Origin of the sequence: Anabaena sp. FACHB-595 (assembly GCF_048568275.1) — a bacterium.
GTDB lineage: Bacteria > Cyanobacteriota > Cyanobacteriia > Cyanobacteriales > Nostocaceae > Trichormus.
Genome location: NZ_CP183473.1, coordinates 1,519,457 through 1,540,404, shown reverse-complemented (window position 1 = coordinate 1,540,404; position 20,948 = coordinate 1,519,457). Strand labels below are relative to the sequence as shown.

The following is a 20,948-nucleotide window of genomic DNA, read 5'->3' as shown; positions in this document are numbered from 1 at the left end:
TACTACCCTTTACTCTACCGCCGCATCGGCTAGCTTTTCTACGAAACCTATCTGCTTTAATTCTTGTGATTTAGGTGGATTATCAGTTTTCCAGTGTTCAGCTAAATCTCTTAACCATCCCTCAACTAATGTTTCTAGATAATACTCAAAAATTCTCTTATTACTAAATTCTGCATCGTACTCAGACATAATTTCATGAGTTGGGAAGGTGCAGATATCCTTGAGATGTTTGCCATCCCATTCAAAAATCTTAATTTCTTCACGAGTAGCGGTCATAGCATAAGGCACTATAACTCCATTATGCTTATATTCAAATTTGAGAATTTCTTCTAATTTGGATTTAATATCTTCTTGAATGTCTCTGGCTCTAATTTTTGATACTAAAAGTTTTTGCCCATTTTTATTCCAGGCTGTAATGTCTGATATCTCTATTGTTTCGTCACGGAGTTTCTCAACATCCATTTTTATAATCCTCGTGACTTTGGTAACCCAAGTCAATTATAGTCTCATCGGATAATGCCTGCATAACTAAATTTGTCCTCTGAAATATGGGCATTTTTAGGAACTTTGGGAGTTTTTTCGCAGTAGTCAGCAATTTATTGACTACTTATGTGAATTTTACTCGCGGCATCTGTCGCTTTCTCCCTAGCTGTTTCCACATTCTCGGCTTTGGCTAAAGCTACACCCATACGACGATAAGGATGTGCTGTAGGTTTACCAAATAGTCTGATGTCTACATCTGGTTCGGCTAAGGCTTCGGCGACACCTGTAAACAGGGGTGCATCCAATTTTTCTGAGGCTAAAATTACTGCACTGGCGCAGAAACCTAACTGTTCTATTTTAGGAATTGGTAAGCCGAGAATTGCCCTAAGATGTAACTCAAATTCGTTCAAGTTTTGTGAAATTAATGTCACCATGCCTGTATCGTGGGGACGGGGTGATAGTTCAGAAAAAATTACTTCGTCTTTAGTTATAAAAAACTCTACCCCAAATATGCCAGCACCGCCTAAAGCATCGGTGACGGTTTTGGCTATGGCTTGCGCTTCTAATATCTTATCTTCGCTAATACCAGCCGGTTGCCAAGATTCTTGATAATCGCCTCGTTCTTGGCGGTGTCCGATGGGTGAACAGAAAATTGTGGGTGCATTCCACTGTTTAATGGTGAGGAGGGTGATTTCAATTTCAAAGTTGATAAATTCTTCGACGATGACTTTTTGACTATCACCACGAGAATTAGCGATCGCATAATCCCAAGCTTTCTCTACTTCCTCTTTTGTGGCAACTACCGATTGTCCTTTACCTGAGGACGACATCACAGGTTTGACTACATTAGGAAACCCTATATTATCAGAAACAGCAATCAATTCTTCTAAGGTGACAGCATAGCCGTATTTCGCTGTTCTAATACCTAATTCTTCATGGGCTAATTCCCGGATGCGATCGCGGTTCATTGTATAATTGGTAGCTGCCGCAGTGGGGATTACAGTGATACCTCTGTCTTCAAATTCCTGTAGTTTCTCTGTTCTAATTGCTTCAATCTCTGGTATGATAAAATCAGGTTCATACTTAGTGACTACAGCTTCTAAATCATCAGCACTAAGCATTGATATGACTTCACAACAATCGGAAACCTGCATCGCGGGTGCATTGGCATAGCGGTCAACGGCTATCACATAATTACCAAGACGTTGAGCCGCAATGACAAATTCTTTGCCCAACTCACCTGACCCCAACAACATTAGTTTTTGGGGTAGCTTAATTGCCTTACTCATGCACCTTTCCTAGATAATCAAAATCTAGCAGCCTAATAATTAATACTGCATTTTAATTATCATCTGCCAAATAGTTGAACTTAGCTCCCCGCAGTTGTAAATCTTTACGTTGTTGCTTGGTTAAGCCGTTACCAATGCCTAATTGGCATTCATCTACAAGAGTATCTAGCCAAACAGTTCCATTGAGAGTTGCACCTCTTAAATCAGCTTTTCTCAAGTCAGCTTTTGTGAAATTCACAAAAATTAGATCAGCATTTAATAGGCTACTTCCTTGTAAATTTGCTTCTGATAAATTACCTCGAATTAAACTTACTTCATCCAAATTCAATTCAGACAAATCTGCGCCAGAGAGATTGGGAAATTTCATTTGCCCAGGATTTTGAAAGAATCGAATCACACAATCAACGTTGCTGTCATTCAGTCGAATTTTAGATAAGAACTTAAAACGACCTAAGCCTAATTCTTGCAGAATTTGTAGGCGTTCTGATGGACTCTGTTCTAAAAAATGAATGGATTGAGAGCGGATGTCTTGAGTATGAGGATTGATCATGATCATTGTTTGGCACTATATCTAACTATTGGATGCACGGCTAAAGTTATCAATAGCCCGATGAAAAGCACTAACCTGAAAACCTAGTCAAACTTCCACTCAGACAAAGAGTAACATCTGATTGTAAATAGTAAGGCGAACTTTTGGTAAACTCAGTTGCCGAGTTTTTAAAGAATTGATTTGTGTTGGCAAGTCGGGCATCCTTTAATGCCAGGTTTGATGGTAGATTCTGCTTTTGAGCTATCATGTTGCGCTCACCCACTCTCGGAAGACTCTATCTCAGCTAATTCTAACCAGCGCTCAGTCGCTACATCAATTGCTTGCTTCAGCGCTTCTATTTGTTCGTAGAGTTTTTGTACTTGAGTATAATTGCCAGGAGGGACATGAGTCAGTTCCTGCTCGGCTTGGGTTTTTTCATCCTCTAATTGAGCAATTTTGCCTTCTAGCTCGGCAAATTCCCGCTTTTCCCAATTGGACAGTCTACGGCGTTTTTTAGTTTCTACATCTTTAGTTTGCGATGTAACTTTTGTTTCTGGGGAATTTTTTGTCTTTTCTTTAGTGTTGACTGTTGCTTGTTGTGCTTCCTCGGCTTTTTTGTAGTCTAGATAAACTGAGTAATTACCTGGATATTGCCGCAGGCTCCCACCTGCTTCCAAGGCAAATATTGTATCAACAGTGCGGTCTAAAAAGTAGCGATCGTGGGAAACGACGATGACGCTACCGCTAAAATCTTCTAAGTAGTCTTCTAAGACTGCTAGTGTTTGCACATCTAAATCGTTTGTCGGTTCATCTAAAATTAAGACATTGGGGGCGCTGATGAGGATACGCAGCAGGAATAATCGGCGTTTTTCACCACCGGATAGTTTATGAATTGGTGCATACTGCTGATTCCCTGGAAAAAGAAACCGTTCTAACATTTGGGAAGCAGTAATTTTTGTGCCATCGGCTATCTGAACAAATTCTCCCTCTTCTTTAATGTAGTCAATCACGCGCTGATTTTCATCTAAAGCTGTGAGTAATTCTTCAGAATGTTGGTCAAAATAACCAATGTGGATGGTAGAACCAATTTCTACTTTACCGGCATCGGGTTCTACACGCCCGGTGATGATATTCATTAAGGTAGACTTGCCAGCACCGTTACCACCAATAATGCCGATGCGGTCTTCCGGGCTAAATTCGTAGGTAAAATCTTTGATTAAGATGCGGTCATCATAGGCTTTAGAAATGTTATACAAATCAATCACTTTTTTGCCAATGCGGCGGCTAACCGTGGAGATATCCACTTTACCTTGAGTTTGTTTAAACTCAGTTTCGCGCATGGCTTGGACGCGTTGAATGCGGGCTTTTTGCTTAGTACTTCTAGCTTTGGGGCCACGCTTGAGCCATTCTAGTTCTCGTCGCAATACTCCCTGATGTTTGCGTTGGGTACTAATGGCTGATTCTTCCGCCAGAGCTTTTTTTTCCAGGTAGTATGAGTAATTACCTGCATAGTTATAGACATCGCCTCGGTCGATTTCGATGATGCGGTTGGTGACTTTATCTAAAAAATAGCGATCATGTGTAATCAGAAATAATGCACCACGAAAGCGGTTAAGATAGCTTTGTAGCCATTCTACAGATAGAGCATCCAGATGGTTTGTTGGCTCATCCATCAGTAAAACATCTGGTTCTGCAAGTAAGGCAGTAGCTAAAGCTATACGTTTACGATAGCCGCCAGATAAACTCCCAATGGGCGCATCAAAATCAGTGATTCCTAGCCTGCTGAGGATAATTTTGGCATTAGTTTCTAACTCCCAAGCGTTAGTTGCGTCCATGCGCTGCATGACAACAGAAAGGCGGGACATGATTTGGCTATCTTCTGGGTAGTGAGCTAGTTTATCAGAAAGTTCTTCATACTCACGTACTAATGTCATTTGTTCGCCACTGTCGGCGAAAATCTGTTCTAAAACAGTACGATTTTCATCTAAGTCTGGCTGTTGGGGTAAGTAGATGATTTTAGAACCAGAAGTACAGAGAATTTGTCCACTATCAATAGATTCTATGCCGGCGATCATTTTTAATAAAGTGGATTTGCCGGAACCGTTTGTACCTATTAAGCCAACTTTATCTGTAGCATCTAAACTAAAGCTCGCATCTTTTAAAATTTCTTTGATTCCAAAGTCTTTTTTAACTGATTGTAATGTGATGACGCTCATAGCAATTTTAAAAGATACTTTTTAGCTGACACACAGGCGCAAAATTCAAAATATTTTAGGAGGAAGAGGTACGTTTATTGAGTGTAGCGTACCTCAGATTCAATCTAAACTTTTAAACAAATAGGTCGAGGGGTAGATGTCCATACATTTCGTTGATTCCTCCTTCATAGTAAGATTGGCATGATACTAGAACACCGCGATGATGTCCGGCATAGGAATCGAGATAACACAGACCATTTTTGCCATTTAATTTGATGTAGACTGGGCCTTCAACTACAGGTAAATCAATGGGGACTTCATAACCTAAAGCGTGAGAATAAGTTCTCATAGCTAGTAGTCCTTCTTCGGCTGTATCGGCGCAAATTCCTAATATTTGATAGTCAGAAAGTTTGGTGATCAAAATCAATGCCCGACGAACTGATTCTTTTTCTGATGGCTTGAGAATCGGGGCGATATCTAAGCAATTGAATTTATTGAGAATTTTTTTCGCGTCGGCGGTGGTAAGATTGGGATGATTGGGCATTGACATAAACTACTTTATTATGTTCCTAAGTTGTGTTTGTGTGTGAGCAGACAATTAGTTTAAATTTTGGGTGTTTCCTAGATTAAAGATAAAGGGTACACTGCCTGGTGATTCTTTACCCATGACTAGAACCTTGGGCATTTGCGCGCCACCAGTTTTCCAGGCTTCTATGGCTTCTTTTTGCAGTACTAATTGCCCACCTTGAGCTTTGAGAGTTTCTGCTAAAAGTCTTTGGGCTTCTGCTTTCCCTTTGGCTCGATTAATTTCTGCTTGCGCTTCTTGTTCGGCTTCTCTCGCTACGTAAACGGCTCTTTGGGCGCGTTGTTCAGCAATTTGTTTTTCTTCTACGGCTCTGGCAAATTCTGGCGAGAATGTCAAGTCAACTACGCTAGTATCTAATACTATTATTCCATATTTATCTAAGCGATCGCCTAAAGCATTATCGAAGTCTTCTTTTAATTCACTCCGTTTGGTAATTGCTTCTTCCACCGTTCTTCTAGCGGCTGCAATTTTGAATGCTTCTTGTGTTTGAGGAGCGATAATTTTTGAGACAATATTTTCTAGAGTTCCTTGCTTTCTTCTCACATCTACCACCTGGATGGGATCTAAGCGAAAGTTAATGGCAAACCGAGCAGACAAATTTTGTAAATCTTTGGTAGAACTTTCTGCTGGTACTTCAAATTTTTGGACGGTGAGATCATAAACATCTATCGCCGAAATCAAAGGCGGTTTCAAGTGAATCCCCTCTAGTAACGCGCCATCCCTAGCTTTCCCTAAGATACTCAACACTCCTGCTTGCCCTGGATTGATAATAATAAAGGAATTTAACCCAATAATCACAATTATTGCCACCAAAATTCCGAACACAGTAGTTTGCCAATTTCCCAATTGCTGATTTTTCAAGCTTGTTTCTCCGTAGTTAATAGTTGACAGTTGACAGTTGACAGTTATCTCTGTCCCCAATTCCCAGTCCCCAACTCTGTGGTAATATCAGTTGCACACAGCTTTCAACGGCTGTGGCCATAGCATCTCCGTCTCACCGGGTATGACAAAGGCATAGACATTCTGCACACCCTCTACAGCGCCTGTTTAACTATGGATACGAGTATCGTCAACAATTGTGTTTGGCGGCTGGTTGCTCGATTCTAAATAAACTTTTTGATTTGGCTTCCCCAGCTTTAATTGCTATGGCGGTGGATGTGGTAGTTAAGCAGCAGGATTCTATCATTGCTCAGTTGGGAATAAAAGATATCTTTGGGCAATTTTTAATTGTGGCGCTGCTCACAGTCATCACTTGGATGCTAGAGTCATTTTTTGAGTGTCGCTATCGCGTGTTATGGCGTAACCTAGCACAGAATATCCAGTATAACCTACGTTTAAACGCATACAGTTACCTACAAGAGTTGGAATTAGCTTATATTGAGGAACACAGTACAGGTGCTTTCATGTCTATCCTCAGTGACGATGTTAACCAACTAGAACGTTTTGTGGACGTGGCGCTAACGACATTATCCAAGTAGTCATGACTATTGTAGTCGTTGGTGGTGCATTCTTTATTTTGACTCCCAGCATCGCTTGGATGGCTATTTTAGCAATACGGTTTATTCTTTAGGGTTGGGGGTTGCTTTCTAGATATGGCTAGTACCACGTTACGCCGATGTGGGGGAAACAAAGACAAAGAATCGCCATTGCACGAGGGGGTTTTAAGAATTTGCAGGTTTTGATTTTAGATAAAGCAACCTCGGCATTGGATAATAAAACAGAAGCAGCTATTGAGCGATCGCTGGTGTTGACTGTTGACCAATGACTAATTATTTATGATGTTTGGTAGTACTAAGCCGGAATCAGGTGATAGTAAGTGGCGTAGCCAGTTAGATAGGTTTGTCAAAGAAAACCAGCAAGATTTGGCTGCACTTTTTTGGGGATTATGGTTAGAAAATGGTGATAGTCAAGGTACTATAGGTATCGATTTACAGCCTACACCACATTTTGTTTACTGCCCGAAAGACGCTGTAGAGAAATTAAATAATAATGTAGAAAATCGACTTCAGGAACTTTTGGGAATTATTGAACATAATCAACCAGAAATTGAAGTCTTGATGATTGGTATTGGTAAGGGTGAAATTAAGTTAATTCAGTTTGCACCAGAACCCCCGCCACCAGTCTGTTTTGAGCAAGTTGGGAAGGATATAGATGGGTTGTTGGAATTATTAGAACAGCGCATGAGTGGGGAGATTGTGGTTTAACACAGATTAATAAATTCAAAATTCAAAATTCAAAATAAATTTGTACCCAGGTAGAAGAGGGAACTACAATGACCTACGATCACCTACGGTGGAGCCTAACTCATCGCCTACACCTTGCTGCGTCATGGTAAAATTTTCTCTGACAAAATAATTCAGTAGAAGATTTATCAGATGTCGATACCGGAAATTACGCAAACTCTGTTACAGGCCAAGAAAGATAAAGGACTCAGCTTTGCTGACTTAGAAGCAACTTTGGGGCGGGATGAAGTGTGTATTGCTGCTTTATTCTACCGCCAAGCAAGTGCATCTGAGGAAGAAGCTAAGTTACTGGTGGAAGCCTTGGGATTAGACTCCAGCTATATTAAACATTTAACTGAATACCCAGTCAAAGGCTTAGGGCCAGTTGTGCCTACAGACCCACTGATTTACCGTTTCTATGAGATTATGCAGGTCTATGGCTTTCCCATTAAGGAAGTCATCCAAGAAAAGTTTGGCGATGGAATTATGAGTGCAATTGACTTTACCTTGGATGTGGAAAAAGAAGCAGATCCGAAAGGCGATCGCGTTAAGATTACTATGTCTGGTAAATTCTTACCTTACAAAAAGTGGTAGTCTTTGACTCATCGCCATAACTTAAATGTCGCTTGAACTCACAACAAACAACAACCATTAAATTAACTAATTTTATACCTTCTTACACCCAGCAACACGGAGCAGTATATTTAGGCGACTGTTTGGAAATTATTAAATCTATCCCCGACAATAGTGTTAACTTAATCCTCACTTCACCACCATTCGCTTTAACGCGTAAAAAAGAATACGGCAACGAAAGCGCAGAAAAATATATTGAATGGTTTTTACCTTTTGCTGACGAATTTAAGAGAGTATTGACGGAAAATGGCTCATTTATTTTAGATTTAGGTGGCGCATATCTTCCGGGAAATCCTGTGCGGAGTATTTATCAATACGAACTGCTAGTGAAATTATGTAAGGAAGTTGGTTTTTTTCTGGCTCAGGAATTCTATCATTACAATCCTGCGCGATTACCTACCCCGGCTGAATGGGTAACGATTAGAAGAGTCCGTGTCAAAGATGCAGTAAATATTGTTTGGTGGCTATCAAAAACCCCTAATCCCAAAGCAGATAACAAAAAAATTTTAAAACCTTATAGCCAGAGTATGAAGCGACTACTCGAAAAAGGTTATAAAGCGCAAGTTCGTCCCAGTGGACATGATATTTCTGATAAGTTTCAAAAAGATAATCAGGGTGCAATTCCCCCAAATTTGCTAGAAATTGCTAATACTGAATCCAACAGTACTTATTTACGACGTTGTAAAGCAGCAGGGGTTAAACCTCATCCGGCTAGATTTCCTCAGGGGTTTGCTGAGTTCTTCATCAAATTCTTGACTGATGAAGGGGATTTAGTATTAGACCCATTTGCAGGTTCTAATACTACTGGGTTTGTTGCTGAGACTTGGCAACGTCGTTGGATTGCTGTGGAAATTAATCAGGATTATGTTCTGGGAAGTCGCTATAGATTTAGTGAATAGTCAGCCACTACAAAAAATTCCAAATTCAGAGTCCGGAACCACAATTCCCATAAACAATTTAGGGGTTTATATCCTTATTTTTGTTTGCTTAATAGCCAATCAATGGAGTTATGACCTTGTGACTATTAAATAGAGCAAACAAATTTATATTTCACCATTAACCTGCATTTGATGAACCTTGTCTGCCAACTCTTGACGACCTTGATCGTCAAGTTTATCTATTGCTAACATTCCCATGAGAATTACCTCTTTTAGGGTTAAACGGGTAGAATGTGCCTGTTTCTGCACAATCTCTTTAATAATCGGACTAACACCAATTGCTGTACTAGCTCTAGCCACAAAATTACGGGGAATCATCAATCACTTCGACTAAATCTTAGCACTTTATCCTGGTTTCTTCTATACCAATAGAAATTTATTTAAATGGATAAAGATGAATATTTACAAGTCTTGATACGGAAGATATGCTGAAGTTAGGTAGTAATTATTACATATATCATGACGAGAGTAATAATACTTAGTTAACGTCCTATTAGTACAGGCTGTTAACATCAGGGCAATCATCTTTACTAATTAAACCCCAAGATATGCTTTAAAGAATTGGTGAATTGTTAAATATGATCTCGTTAACCTAGTTTACAGAACTATACGTTTTCAATAAAAATAATATTTTAGCAACAGTAAAATTCCTGAATGTAGGAAATCAAAACTGTCATAGAACAAAAAAGTACACAGAGGAGACATAAAGCGATGAGGGATTCTTATCTGTTGGCAGTAGGTTTGTTAACAGGATTGACACTACCAGCATCAGCTCTACCACAGATATCGGATATCCTGCCAGATAATTCTAGTTTCGCGTCGGATATAAAACAAAGTTCACCGAATGTGATTACTGAGGATACATCTTTATCCCCATTCAGTAACCAACTAGCACAGGCGTTTGAGAGCTTACCACAGGATGGGGATGAAAAAAGCTTGCCTACCCTTTTTAACGTATCCTTCCCCGAATTTAGCAGTCAACCTTTGTCACCGTCTAAGGCCTCTCAATCAACAAATGGCGAGAAAAATATTCACGATTCTGATAACCCTTTACTGCAATTTACCAATCAAGAATCATCAACACCCATAAATTCATTCTTTAACCTTAATTCCCAGCCGCATAACCAACTATTAACTTCTGGTAATCAACTTTACTATTACCGATTAGCTGCATTGAAAACAGGTCAGATTTACACACGCCATGATGGTGATAGTGGACAATCATTACGAGATGCAACTCAAAAGCAGCAACTAACTTATGATGATTGGAAAAGTCTATTAGCTCTAGAAGCTAAAGCGATCGCTCAAGGTCAAGGTAAAAACCGTCTCAGTATCCTCGTCGGGGATTCCTTGAGTATGTGGTTTCCTAGAGAAAAGCTACCATCTGGTAAATTGTGGCTGAATCAAGGTATATCCGGAGACACTTCCACTGGTATCGCCAATAGATTGACAGCGTTTTCATACACGCGTCCCGATGCTATCTACATCATGGCTGGGATTAATGACCTACGAAAAGGAACCAGCGATGAAGTAATTTTACGTAATCACCGCCAGATGGTTCGGAGATTACGGCAGTCTCACCCCAGGACTCAGATTTTTATACAATCTATATTACCTACTCACCTGCCAACAATTTCTAATAGTCGGATTCGAGAAATTAATACAAAACTGGCTCAAATTGCTAAAAAAGAAAAAGTAAATTATTTAGATATTCATAGTTGGTTTACAGACGGTGATGGCAATTTACGTGCTGATTTAACCACAGATGGCTTGCATTTGTCGGCTGATGGTTATGATGTGTGGCGATTTGCTATCCAACAGGTAGAATTCAAACTCTCTCAAAACAAAAATGTTGACCGTTAACAGTCAACAGTTAACAAAAACTACCGTAATTTATACATTTATGGAAGTTACTGATCAAGATTTTCTTACCATCCGATCTGTGATTGAAAGCCAATTAGCAGCTTTTCAACAAGATGATGCACCAAGTGCTTTTGCTTGTGCTGCCCCAGCAATTCAAGAGCAGTTTCAAAATGCGGAAAATTTCCTGCGGATGGTGAGCATGAGTTATCCGGCGGTGTATCGTCCACGCTCAGTTTTTTTTGAGAAAGTTACCACAATTCAGGACAATATCACTCAACCAGTGTTGCTTTTAGCACCCGATGGTGTTCCTCTCAGGGCTTTGTATTTTATGGAGAAACAACCAGATGATAGTTGGAGGATTAATGGTTGTATTCTCGTTTCTGTGGAAGCAGAGACTTTTTGATAACTGGTGATTAGACTTTTAGTGCGGTATTTGCCTGATTGAGGACTTGGTTTAATTTACCACTGCGATAACCTTCTAAATCTAAGGTGACGTAGATAAATCCCAACTCTTGGAATGCAGTGACTACAGAAGGTAAATCTGTTGTGAGGACAAAATCTTTGATTTTTTCTGGCGGTAATTCAATCCGAGCTGTATCTTCTTCAGAACGGACGCGCAAATTTTGCCAACCTAACTTCCTGAGATAAATTTCGGCTCTACCTACACGTTGCAATTTGGCTATGGTAATTTCCTCACCGTAGGGAAAGCGGGAACTCAGACAAGGCTGGGCTGGTTTTTCCCACCAAGGTAAGCCTAATTGCTGGGAAAGCTGTCTAACTTCTAATTTAGTAATACCAAATTCTGCTAAAGGCGATCGCGCCCCTCTTTCCTTCGCGGCTTGAATCCCTGGACGATAATCATGCAAATCATCAGCATTGACCCCATCCACCACATAAGGGTAGCCCATCTCTAAAGCCAAAGGTTTTAGGGTGTCGTGTAATTCGCTTTTGCAAAAATAACAACGGTTGACGGGATTCGATGTGTAATTCGGGTTGTCCATTTCGTAAGTTTGGACAATTTTATGGGAAATACCAATCGTTGCGGCTTGAATTTTCGCGTCTTCTAGTTCCTCTGGTAACAACGAAGGTGAAACCGCAGTCACAGCCAAAGCGCGATCGCCCAACGCATCATAGGCAATCTTCGCTACCAAAGTACTATCAACGCCCCCAGAATAGGCAATTAAAGCCTGTCCCATTTCTGTAAATAAGGCTTTTAATTGCTCAAGCTTTTCAGTTAACATCATTCCCAAATCCTGCCAAAACCCTATAGCAATATTTTAGTCAGTTGTCAGTTGTCGGTTGTCGGTTGTCAGTGGTAATTAGTTCTTCCCCCCAATCCCCAGTCCAAGCCAACAGTCAAAAGAAAAATCTTTTACCTTTTCACTTTTTACTTTTTCGTCCCCAATCCCTAAAGCTGACTATACTTAGCCACCAGACTGGCCAAGAGATTTAAATCTATGGGTTTAGAAATATAGTCGTTGACCCCAGCAGATAGACAGACGGCGCGATCGCCTTTCATCGCCATCGCCGTTTGGGCAATAATAGGAATCTGTTGATATTGAGATTTTTCTCGCAACTGCTTGACTAAATCTAAACCATCTCCATCGGGTAACCGGACATCCATTAAGATAACTGCTGCTTGTTGTTCGTCAAGTTTAGCCCACATTTCATGGGCATTCTTGACCCAAGTAACGTTATATCCCAACTTAGACAAGTGAGTTTGCATCAATTCACCGTTGGGTAAATCATCCTCAACTAACAAAATTTCTTTTGAACTGTTAGGTGTCAAAGATGCAGCAGATTTCGTTTCTTCATCCTCCACATCTTCTCCTACTAATACTTGCTCATTCTGTTGTAGAGGCAAAATAATAGTAAAGCGGGAACCGTGAGCAACTTGGGATTCTACTTCTACAGAACCATTGTGAATTTCTGCCAGTTTACGAGTCACCACTAAACCTAAACCAGTACCTTCATGTTGAGCAACGGAAGAATTAGGAATTTGGAAATATGGTTGAAACAGTAACGCCAGATTTTCTGGAGAAATACCACTACCAGTGTCCCAGACTGTAAAGTGGATAAATGAATCTTGCTGTGTCACCTTTAAGCCAACGGTGCCTTGATTGGTAAATTTGAGAGCATTAAATAACAAATTCAAAAGCATCTGTTTGAGCCGCAGAGGGTCAGCAACAAAGGTCTTGATATTGGGATCTAATTCCAAAGATAATTTCACCCCTTTATTTGCGGCCTTCTCCTTGATCAGCGTTAATACATTTTGGCAAAGTTCTGGTACATTAACTTTTTCCCACTGTACTTCTAACTGATTGGCTTCAATCTTGGAGAGATCCAAAATATCGTTGATCAGAGCCAATAGGTGTTTACCGCTAGATTGAATAATATTTAAATATTCATGATGACGTTCTCTTGTTGGATCGTAACCTTGGGCTAGAAGCAGGTGAGTAAAACCAATAATCGAGCTTAGAGGTGTACGAATTTCGTGACTTGTATTGGCTAAAAACTGATTTTTCAGTTGATTAGTCCGCTCCAATTCCTGATTAGAAATACCTAAATTTTGAGATTTCTGTTGCAAAGATTGTATTTTTTTGAGATGCACTAAGGCCTTCACACATTGTTCGGCTGACCGCTCCATTAGTTGTGTATTAAGTTGAGGATGTGGTGCGGTAAACGTGTTTTCGTGAGGCTTTAAGTTATCTGTCGCCAGAAGCAACCACCCAATCACACCATCAAAATCATCCCTTAATTGCCAAGCTCGCGGAGGTTGTTGATTTTCAAGTTTTTGTAAATCTGTGATTTTGATCGCTTCTTGCAATTGCAATCGCAGTTTTTTCCCGTCTTTGCATCTCTCTTCTAAGAGTGGAGGTTGACAGCCTAGAGATAGAGGGCGAGAAATATAGTAAACTTTACCAACTGCTGCTTGCGGTTGCAACAGAGCAATACCCACAGCACACAAAGGGAAACCTACATTGCTACTGTTTAAAGCAATGTCTAGTTCATTAACCACTGTTTGGAAAATATCCGCTTCTGTGGTTCTTGTGGCAACAGTGTTGAAAGCAGACTCTAAGCAATTATGCAGGCGTGTCTGTAGCTGGTTCAAGCTGCGTTCCAGCCATAACTCAGCGCAAAGCTGCTGACTTTCTGCCAACAGAGTTGGCGTTGTGTCTATCGATGAGTTGTGTTCTGGTAAGCTTGAATACTGCTGCATGGTCAACTAGACCGTTGAACAACTTTAGTTTTGCAAAAAATGCAAACACGATTCTATGTATATTAGCTCACAATTCTTTTTTGTCGATAAATCATAACTTATAGTACTGATTTTCGGTAATAAACTGGAGATTTTTGTTGTCAATCACCACTTTCTAAATAACTATAGATTAGCTTATTTAATTAGCAATATGGACATACAAACGATTCAACTGATTGTCAATGGTATTGCTGTAGGTAGTATTATCGCTCTTGCAGCTGTGGGACTGACTTTAACTTATGGAATTTTACGGTTGTCTAATTTTGCCCACGGTGATTTCTTAACTTTAGGGGCTTATCTGACTTTTTTTGTCAACACTTTTGGGGTAAATATTTGGTTATCGATGATAGTGGCAGTAGTGGGAACGGTGGGAGTAATGTTACTGTCAGAAAAATTGCTATGGTCTAGAATGCGCTCGATTCGAGCTAATTCCACTACTCTTATTATTATCTCAATTGGGCTGGCATTATTCCTGCGTAACGGGATTATTTTAATTTGGGGTGGCAGGAACCAAAATTATAATTTACCCATCACCCCCGCCTTAGATATTTTCGGAGTGAAAGTACCACAAAATCAATTGCTGGTGTTGGCATTGGCAGTATTATCCATCGGCGCACTGCACTACCTCTTACAAAACACAAAAATTGGTAAGGCGATGCGTGCTGTTGCTGACGATTTGGATTTAGCCAAGGTTTCAGGTATTGATGTAGAGCAAGTAATTTTTTGGACTTGGCTAATTGCCGGCACAGTCACCTCTTTAGGTGGCAGTATGTATGGCTTAATTACGGCAGTGCGTCCCAATATGGGTTGGTTCTTGATTCTGCCGCTATTCGCTTCTGTAATCTTGGGCGGTATTGGCAACCCTTACGGTGCGATCGCCGCAGCTTTTATCATTGGTATTGTTCAAGAAGTTAGTACACCCTTCTTAGGTTCCCAATACAAACAAGGTGTAGCCCTACTAATCATGATTTTGGTGTTGCTCATTCGTCCTAAAGGTTTATTTAAAGGCACGATGTGAGCAACACCATTCCACTTAGTTTGGGGACTGGGGATTAGGGTCTGGGGCTTGGGTGAAATTTTTCCCTCTTCCTCGTCCTTATTCCCTACTCCCCAAGTTTAACTATTGAATAATGTGGAAATAATAGGCTGCTACCAGGAAGTTAACAGCTAGTAGCAACAATGCCCAACCTGTACGAAAAGTATAGGGGGGTTTTAGCGCCGGTATTAGCAACTGGGGAAATTTTGGCCTTAGCCATAAATCGGTTCTCCTTATGTCATGACTTTTTCAGAAATACCAAACAGAGGACACAATTGCCCATATTCTTTAAAAATATTTGTGTGAATCGAGAATTAGGGGAGTGATTGCTGAGTAGGGAATTAGAATTTCTTCCCCCATACCCCTCAATATGGTTCGGATAAGCTCTTGAAGCAGAGGAGGCAGGGGAGGAAAGGAGGTTATTTTCATAATTTTTCTCTTCCCCTGCTTCTCTTCTCCCCTGACTTCCCCTGCCTTCCCCTGCCTGCCTTAACCAAGAAATCCCTTAACCGAACCGTATTGCCACACCCCTACCTCTTCACTCCTCTCCAGCATGATAGGAACTGCGAACTAGTGGAGCCGAACGGACATGGCTAAAGCCCATTTCTCTGGCTAGTTTGCCTAGATGCTCAAATTCTTCTGGTGTCCAATATTTTTGGACTGGTAGATGTTCTAGGGATGGGCGCATATACTGACCAATAGTTAGGCGATCGCATCCTATGTTCCTTAAGTCTGTCATTGCTTCAACTAGTTCAGCAACCGTCTCGCCATGTCCCACCATTAAGCCTGATTTGGTGGGAATACGGGGGTTGAGTTCTTTGACCAGAGAAAGAACTCGCAAAGAGCGATCGTATTTCGCACCCCGGCGTACTGGCCCGGTTAAGCGGCGCACTGTCTCAATGTTATGGTTAAAACAAGCCGGTTGTGCCTCTACAATCATTTTTATGCGCTGGCGTTGTCCGGATTCCCCCGCACCTGCACCACCCCAAAAATCCGGTGTCAAAACTTCAATTTGAGTACCTGGATTTAATTGACGGATTGCCTCCATAGTTTGGACAAAGTGGCTTGCTCCCTGGTCTTGTAAATCATCACGAGCTACAGACGTAAGTACTACATAACGCAGTCCCAAAAGTTGTACCGCTTCTGCCACCTTTTGCCCTTCCTCTGGGTCAAGTGGCATCGGTGCATGACCTTTATCGACTTGACAAAAAGCACAGACACGGGTGCAGGTAGGCCCCATAAGTAAGAATGTAGCCGTTTTTTTGGGCATAGCACTCACCCCGATTCGGGCAGCGACCTTCTTCACAAATTGTATGAATTTGACGCTGCTTAATAATGCGCTGTACTGTTGACAGTTCGCTAGCTTTGCCAATGGGACGGCGCAACCAACTGGGCATTGCCGTAATTTCCGACTTAAACTGAGCAGATTGTGAGGCAGTCATAGGCTTGTAGTTGACTAGATAAAAATAAATATCTCTTGTATGTAATGGTTGCAGGAGAAGGGGGATGAAGAGAAATATAACTTCAAATGAAAGACAGACGTAGAGAATGCGTCATACCAAATGAGTATAAATTCTCTTCTATTTTCCCTCATTACTCCATCTCCTAAAAGTTTTGTTAAACACTGCCGACGACGACATTTATACCGAAATATACTATCCCCCAATTAATAACAATGTTGGATATAGTGGGGAGATTCTCACGGTCATTCGGAATTCACACAGCATCCCTCAGGGAAGCAGCTATTTAAACTTCAATATTCTTTTAGAGTAATCAGTCGTGGCAAGTAACAAAATTTTAGTTATCGATGACACTACCGTTGTCAGGGTAAAAGTACGTGAAATGTTGCCCCCTGGCAATTTTGAGGTATTAGAAGCCAAGGACGGCTTGGAAGGGATAAATCTCATCCGACAAGAAAAACTCAGCTTGATCATGTTGGATTTCCTGCTGCCTAAATTGAGTGGTTGGGAAGTATTCCAGCAAGTTCAAGCTCATCCTGAACTGAGAAAAATTCCCTTGGTAATTATGTCTGGGAGGAAGGAAGAGGTGACGGAAAAAATCACCGAACCTTTCGAGTATTTTGAATTTTTGGGTAAACCGTTTGATCAGAAACAGCTAATTAATGCGATTAAGTCAGCAATGACTAAGGCTAAACTACCGCGCCAAGAACCAGTGGGAGCAGTTGCTGCTAAGAATGGCAATACAGCCGCCACTGCTACTATTACACATGGCGCTGTAGCAACAGTAGCTGCACCTACTGTTGCTACAACTACTAAAGTAGCAACGGCTGGAATAGATGCAGATGCGGCTGCTGAAATTCAAGCACTTAATGACAAAGTTGCTAAAATGCAGGCAGAAATTGAAGGTTTGAAGAAACAGCTCGCGCAAGTAGTCACTTTTATTAAACAAAAAATTAAGTAGCGATGAGCTGCGGTCGGTGGGAGAGTATCTTTATGTTCTCTGTGGCACGCTTAGGCTTTATAGGGCGTGTTGTATACAGAGGTTACACTATTGCCGACTGCGTACAGTAACGCTATGTAGCATTTAAAATACCTTAGGTAAGTGCCGGAGAAAGTCAACTGCTTGTCAGTCCATAGAGAATTTGATCAAAGCGATCGCTATCGATTATAAGTTGAGAGTCATAGTTGTTTCCTATCTAGCCTACGCTTTGCCGTAGGCTACTGTTTTTGCAAGTATCACTATTAACTAGCTGCGCCAAATTTCAGTCTTTTTAATGCGGAGTAAGGCTGTAGACGCTTCGGCTACCCGCAGGGTGGTTAGCGCCAAGGTACGCAGAGATTTTCTCGTAACAATTCGCTAGTTCTAAAATAATTACGCGTATCTTCATCGAAAATTGGTATAAGTCCTATTTAAAATATAGTAATTTGGCGTAATCTTTGAATATATCTAAATTTCTATATTGTAACCATTGTCCAACAAACCCCTGATATAGTAAGCATTATCAACCATAATAAGCATTATTTCCAAATTGAACAGTAAGCATATAGTTATAAGAAATAATCAAAAATTTAGCTAGACTTTACAGATGAGTTTAAAGCTGAAATTTATCCTTAAAAATGCAGCATATCATCAATTTTTCCTCAAATAAAGCAATAATGTTGTTTAACGACAGTGAAAGCTCACGCTTAGAAACGCTCTATCAATATCGCATTTTAGATACACCACCAGAAGAAGAGTTTGACGATCTGGTAAATCTTGCTGCTGATAGCTGTAATACACCGATCGCTCTAATCAGTATTTTAGACGCTCAAAGAGAATGGTTTAAGTCAAAAGTAGGAATTACTGAATTAGAAATACCACGTAATATCTGTCTTGGTATTCATACAATTGGGCAGAATGACATATTGATTATTCCTGATACCTGGCAAGATGAACGATTTGTAGAAAATCCCCTAGTGAGGCAAAAGCCAACCGCTTTCCGTTTCTATGCAGGAGTTCCCTTAATTAACTCTGAGGGTTTTGCCTTGGGTTGTCTGGCTGTGATAGATTCTACCCCTCGTAACTTGAGTTTAAAAGAACAACGAATACTCAAACGTTTAGCGCGTCAAGTCATCAGACAATTAGAGTTACACCGAAAGCAAATTAGCCATGAAAGCAGCTTATATGTTCATTTATTGTTCACAAATAATCCTCGTCCTATATGGATATGTGAGCGGCGAACTTTACAAATTTTAGATGTTAATCAAGCTGCTATTACACAATATGGTTACTCAAGAGCAGAGTTTTTAGAAATGCAGCTTGCCCAAGTTTTCGTACCTGAGTTTATCTCAGATTTAATCAGAGATATAGAACAGGAGAACTTTCAATTTCCCTTCCTGATGGAATGCCAGCATCGTCTAAGTAGTGGACAAGTTATTGATGTTGAATTAGCTATTAATTATATAGAACATTCAGGTTATAAAGCTTGTTTAGTCGATGCCATAAATATTACCGAACATATTCAAATAGAACGGAACCTACAAAAAAGTGAAACCAGAGTTAGAACTATTTTGGAAGCAATTCCTGTACCTTTGGTAATTTCCCGCGTTGATGATGGCTTAATTTTATATACTAATTCCGAATTTCTGCAAACATTCCAGCTATCTGGAAATGATTTAATTAATCACTATGCCGCAGATTTATACGAAAATCCAGAAGACCGACAGCAGATATTAGAAGCTCTTAGTCAACATGGATCACTTCAGAATTATGATATTCAATTCAAGAAAAGTGACGGGACTTCATTTTGGGCGATCGCCTCAATTCAGTACTTAAATTTCAATAATGAATATGCAATTTTAACCGTACTCTACGATATTACAGAGCGCAAAAATATTGAAGCCAAATTGCAAGAAAAAAATGCACTTTTACAAAGTATTTTTACTGGTATCCCGTTGATGATTGCACTGATTAGTCCTGAAGGTCAGATTCAATGGGTAAATCAAGAATTAGATCGTCTTTTAGGTTGGAGTTTGAGAGATTATCAAACCCTTGATATTTTTGCAGAATTATATCCTCAGCCTGAATATCGTCAATTAGTCATCAATTTTATCCAATCCGGGGAATGTATTTGGTGTGATTTTAGAACTCAAACAAGATATGGGCAAGTATTAGATACTTCTTGGATAAATATCAAACTTGCCGATGGTCGCATAATTGGTATTGGTCAAGAAATTACCAAGCGTAAACAAACCGAACGGGCTTTGAAGGGACAGGTTGAGCGAGAACAGTTAATGCGTGCTGTTGCTCAACGGATTCGCCAATCGCTGAATCTACAAAATATTCTCAATGCCACAGTTAAAGAAATTAAAGACTTGCTTGATGTCGATAGGGTCGTGGTTTATCAGTTTGCCCCAGATATGAGTGGTAAAATTGTAGCAGAATCGGTGAAGCCTGGATGGAAAATTGCTCTAGGCGCAGATATTCAAGATAATTGTTTCCAGTCAGGAGCAGGAGCAGATTATCGTCAAGGACACAAAAGAGCGATCGCTAACATCTACACAGCCGAATTAACTGATTGTCATCTGCGTTTATTAGAACAATTTCAAGTTAAAGCCAACTTAGTTGTACCTATTCTGTTAGAAGTCAGTGAAGGCAACACTGTGCCGCAGCTTTGGGGTTTATTAATAGCCCATCAATGTTCTACCCCAAGGGACTGGGAAGCACATGAACTAGATTTGCTTGACCAACTTTCCGTCCCGATTGCGATCGCCATCCAACAATCAAGCATACTTCAACAAGCCCAGAATGAATTGGCTGAACGCCAAAAAGTAGAAGTTCGCTTGAGAAGTGCCTTAGCGGAAAAAGAAGTTTTACTCAAAGAGGTTCATCATCGGGTTAAAAATAATTTACAGATAGTTTCTGGATTATTACTACTTCATTCTCAAACACTCAAAGACCCAGAATTAATCAGAACTCTGCAAGAAAGTCAAAACCGTGTTGAGTCCATCTCGATGATTCATAAGAACTTATATACTTCACCAAATATTGGACAACTTGATGTTGTTGATTATATCAATAATTTAGCTACGAGTATTTTAATATCCTATCAATTAGAGCCAGGAAAAATCAGCTTAGAAACTCATATCCACCCGGTTGAGTTAAATCTTGATCAAGCCATTGCCTGCGGCTTAATTATCAATGAACTAATTTCCAATTCTCTTAAACACGCTTTTCCTCAAAAAACAACAGGCGCAATAAAAATTGATTTACAAAAAGTTGATGACAAAATTGATCTGACTATTAAAGATAATGGTATCGGTTTACCAGATAATTTAGATTGGCGGTATACAGATTCTTTAGGTCTTTCGTTAGTTCATGACTTAGTAACAGAACAACTAGAAGGCACTGTTAGTATCGAACGTCAACCCGGAACTACATTTAAAATCCAATTTCCGCATTAACTGAACAACTGT

General features: G+C 40.2%; 18 protein-coding genes and 3 pseudogenes. 10 read left to right on the top strand and 11 right to left on the bottom strand.

Annotated features, from left to right (window positions below):
• Window positions 1–9: 9 nt before the first annotated feature.
• From ACN222_RS06450 to ACN222_RS06425, 6 genes are all read right to left on the bottom strand, one after another.
• On the bottom strand, window positions 10–462 hold the full coding sequence (locus ACN222_RS06450; protein ID WP_010995472.1) for a hypothetical protein: 453 nt from the start codon (window positions 460–462) through the stop codon (window positions 10–12).
• A gap of 134 nt (window positions 463–596) precedes the next feature.
• Window positions 597–1,772: a formate-dependent phosphoribosylglycinamide formyltransferase gene (gene purT / locus ACN222_RS06445; RefSeq protein WP_010995471.1), complete on the bottom strand. Its 1,176-nt coding sequence runs from the start codon at window positions 1,770–1,772 to the stop codon at window positions 597–599.
• Window positions 1,773–1,824: 52 nt separating this feature from the next.
• Entirely contained in the window at window positions 1,825–2,328 is a 504-nt protein-coding gene (locus ACN222_RS06440) for a pentapeptide repeat-containing protein (protein WP_010995470.1), read from the bottom strand.
• A gap of 248 nt (window positions 2,329–2,576) precedes the next feature.
• Window positions 2,577–4,517, bottom strand: coding sequence for an ABC-F family ATP-binding cassette domain-containing protein (locus ACN222_RS06435; RefSeq protein ID WP_010995469.1), 1,941 nt, complete (start codon window positions 4,515–4,517; stop codon window positions 2,577–2,579).
• Between the two features lie 112 nt (window positions 4,518–4,629).
• Window positions 4,630–5,046 (bottom strand): DUF1824 family protein, encoded by a 417-nt coding sequence (locus ACN222_RS06430; RefSeq protein ID WP_010995468.1) that lies wholly within the window; start codon window positions 5,044–5,046, stop codon window positions 4,630–4,632.
• Window positions 5,047–5,094: 48 nt separating this feature from the next.
• The gene (locus tag ACN222_RS06425; protein WP_190449612.1) at window positions 5,095–5,943 is read right to left on the bottom strand and encodes a prohibitin family protein; all 849 of its coding nucleotides are present in this window, start codon (window positions 5,941–5,943) and stop codon (window positions 5,095–5,097) included.
• Between the two features lie 182 nt (window positions 5,944–6,125).
• Between ACN222_RS06425 and ACN222_RS06420 the strand changes: the two are divergent.
• The 5 genes and pseudogenes from ACN222_RS06420 to ACN222_RS06400 all read left to right on the top strand — a co-directional run.
• Window positions 6,126–6,649 (top strand): annotated as a pseudogene (locus ACN222_RS06420) (ABC transporter transmembrane domain-containing protein); the annotation flags it as partial.
• Between the two features lie 48 nt (window positions 6,650–6,697).
• Complete coding sequence (locus ACN222_RS06415) at window positions 6,698–6,847, top strand: hypothetical protein (protein ID WP_010995465.1); 150 nt, start codon at window positions 6,698–6,700, stop codon at window positions 6,845–6,847.
• 10 nt (window positions 6,848–6,857) lie between these two features.
• Window positions 6,858–7,286: a hypothetical protein gene (locus ACN222_RS06410; RefSeq protein ID WP_010995464.1), complete on the top strand. Its 429-nt coding sequence runs from the start codon at window positions 6,858–6,860 to the stop codon at window positions 7,284–7,286.
• A gap of 171 nt (window positions 7,287–7,457) precedes the next feature.
• A complete protein-coding gene (cynS, locus tag ACN222_RS06405) occupies window positions 7,458–7,898 on the top strand; it encodes a cyanase (protein ID WP_010995463.1) in 441 nt (146 codons plus the stop codon).
• Between the two features lie 32 nt (window positions 7,899–7,930).
• A complete protein-coding gene (locus tag ACN222_RS06400; RefSeq protein ID WP_044520874.1) occupies window positions 7,931–8,836 on the top strand; it encodes a DNA-methyltransferase in 906 nt (301 codons plus the stop codon).
• 144 nt (window positions 8,837–8,980) lie between these two features.
• Here the strand turns inward: ACN222_RS06400 and ACN222_RS06395 are convergent, their stop codons facing one another.
• Window positions 8,981–9,193 (bottom strand): hypothetical protein, encoded by a 213-nt coding sequence (locus ACN222_RS06395; RefSeq protein WP_010995461.1) that lies wholly within the window; start codon window positions 9,191–9,193, stop codon window positions 8,981–8,983.
• A gap of 393 nt (window positions 9,194–9,586) precedes the next feature.
• Here ACN222_RS06395 and ACN222_RS06390 point away from each other — a divergent pair, with 393 nt between their 5' ends.
• Together ACN222_RS06390 and ACN222_RS06385 are read left to right on the top strand one after the other, a co-directional pair.
• A complete protein-coding gene (locus tag ACN222_RS06390; protein WP_010995460.1) occupies window positions 9,587–10,738 on the top strand; it encodes an SGNH/GDSL hydrolase family protein in 1,152 nt (383 codons plus the stop codon).
• 40 nt (window positions 10,739–10,778) lie between these two features.
• A complete protein-coding gene (locus ACN222_RS06385; RefSeq protein ID WP_010995459.1) occupies window positions 10,779–11,141 on the top strand; it encodes a DUF4864 domain-containing protein in 363 nt (120 codons plus the stop codon).
• Window positions 11,142–11,151: 10 nt separating this feature from the next.
• On the opposite strand, the gene larE is transcribed toward ACN222_RS06385, so the two are convergent.
• Window positions 11,152–11,982 carry an ATP-dependent sacrificial sulfur transferase LarE gene (gene larE, locus ACN222_RS06380; protein ID WP_044520872.1) on the bottom strand — a complete coding sequence of 277 codons (831 nt, stop codon included), beginning with the start codon at window positions 11,980–11,982 and terminating at the stop codon, window positions 11,152–11,154.
• Between the two features lie 164 nt (window positions 11,983–12,146).
• On the bottom strand, window positions 12,147–13,958 hold the full coding sequence (gene hrmK / locus ACN222_RS06375) for a hybrid histidine kinase/response regulator HrmK (protein ID WP_010995457.1): 1,812 nt from the start codon (window positions 13,956–13,958) through the stop codon (window positions 12,147–12,149).
• Window positions 13,959–14,148: 190 nt separating this feature from the next.
• Here hrmK and ACN222_RS06370 point away from each other — a divergent pair, with 190 nt between their 5' ends.
• Window positions 14,149–15,015, top strand: a complete 867-nt coding sequence (locus ACN222_RS06370) for a branched-chain amino acid ABC transporter permease (RefSeq protein WP_010995456.1) — start codon at window positions 14,149–14,151, stop codon at window positions 15,013–15,015.
• 102 nt (window positions 15,016–15,117) lie between these two features.
• Here ACN222_RS06370 and ACN222_RS06365 read toward each other — a convergent pair.
• Both ACN222_RS06365 and lipA read right to left on the bottom strand, forming a co-directional pair.
• A pseudogene (locus tag ACN222_RS06365) lies at window positions 15,118–15,253 on the bottom strand (photosystem I protein PsaX).
• A gap of 318 nt (window positions 15,254–15,571) precedes the next feature.
• A pseudogene (gene lipA, locus ACN222_RS06360) lies at window positions 15,572–16,475 on the bottom strand (lipoyl synthase).
• A gap of 337 nt (window positions 16,476–16,812) precedes the next feature.
• On the opposite strand from lipA, the gene ACN222_RS06355 reads away from it, so the two are divergent.
• A complete protein-coding gene (locus tag ACN222_RS06355; protein ID WP_096637254.1) occupies window positions 16,813–17,454 on the top strand; it encodes a response regulator in 642 nt (213 codons plus the stop codon).
• Between the two features lie 656 nt (window positions 17,455–18,110).
• Complete coding sequence (locus ACN222_RS06350; RefSeq protein ID WP_010995452.1) at window positions 18,111–20,936, top strand: PAS domain S-box protein; 2,826 nt, start codon at window positions 18,111–18,113, stop codon at window positions 20,934–20,936.
• Window positions 20,937–20,948 lie beyond the last annotated feature (12 nt).

Coding starts and splice junctions, on each gene's coding strand:
- ACN222_RS06450 (WP_010995472.1), bottom strand. CDS start 462: ATGGATGTTGAGAAACTCCGTGACGAAACAATAGAGATATCAGACATT.
- purT (WP_010995471.1), bottom strand. CDS start 1,772: ATGAGTAAGGCAATTAAGCTACCCCAAAAACTAATGTTGTTGGGGTCA.
- ACN222_RS06440 (WP_010995470.1), bottom strand. CDS start 2,328: ATGATCATGATCAATCCTCATACTCAAGACATCCGCTCTCAATCCATT.
- ACN222_RS06435 (WP_010995469.1), bottom strand. CDS start 4,517: ATGAGCGTCATCACATTACAATCAGTTAAAAAAGACTTTGGAATCAAA.
- ACN222_RS06430 (WP_010995468.1), bottom strand. CDS start 5,046: ATGTCAATGCCCAATCATCCCAATCTTACCACCGCCGACGCGAAAAAA.
- ACN222_RS06415 (WP_010995465.1), top strand. CDS start 6,698: ATGTGGGGGAAACAAAGACAAAGAATCGCCATTGCACGAGGGGGTTTT.
- ACN222_RS06410 (WP_010995464.1), top strand. CDS start 6,858: ATGATGTTTGGTAGTACTAAGCCGGAATCAGGTGATAGTAAGTGGCGT.
- cynS (WP_010995463.1), top strand. CDS start 7,458: ATGTCGATACCGGAAATTACGCAAACTCTGTTACAGGCCAAGAAAGAT.
- ACN222_RS06395 (WP_010995461.1), bottom strand. CDS start 9,193: ATGATTCCCCGTAATTTTGTGGCTAGAGCTAGTACAGCAATTGGTGTT.
- ACN222_RS06390 (WP_010995460.1), top strand. CDS start 9,587: ATGAGGGATTCTTATCTGTTGGCAGTAGGTTTGTTAACAGGATTGACA.
- ACN222_RS06385 (WP_010995459.1), top strand. CDS start 10,779: ATGGAAGTTACTGATCAAGATTTTCTTACCATCCGATCTGTGATTGAA.
- larE (WP_044520872.1), bottom strand. CDS start 11,982: ATGATGTTAACTGAAAAGCTTGAGCAATTAAAAGCCTTATTTACAGAA.
- hrmK (WP_010995457.1), bottom strand. CDS start 13,958: ATGCAGCAGTATTCAAGCTTACCAGAACACAACTCATCGATAGACACA.
- ACN222_RS06370 (WP_010995456.1), top strand. CDS start 14,149: ATGGACATACAAACGATTCAACTGATTGTCAATGGTATTGCTGTAGGT.
- ACN222_RS06350 (WP_010995452.1), top strand. CDS start 18,111: ATGCAGCATATCATCAATTTTTCCTCAAATAAAGCAATAATGTTGTTT.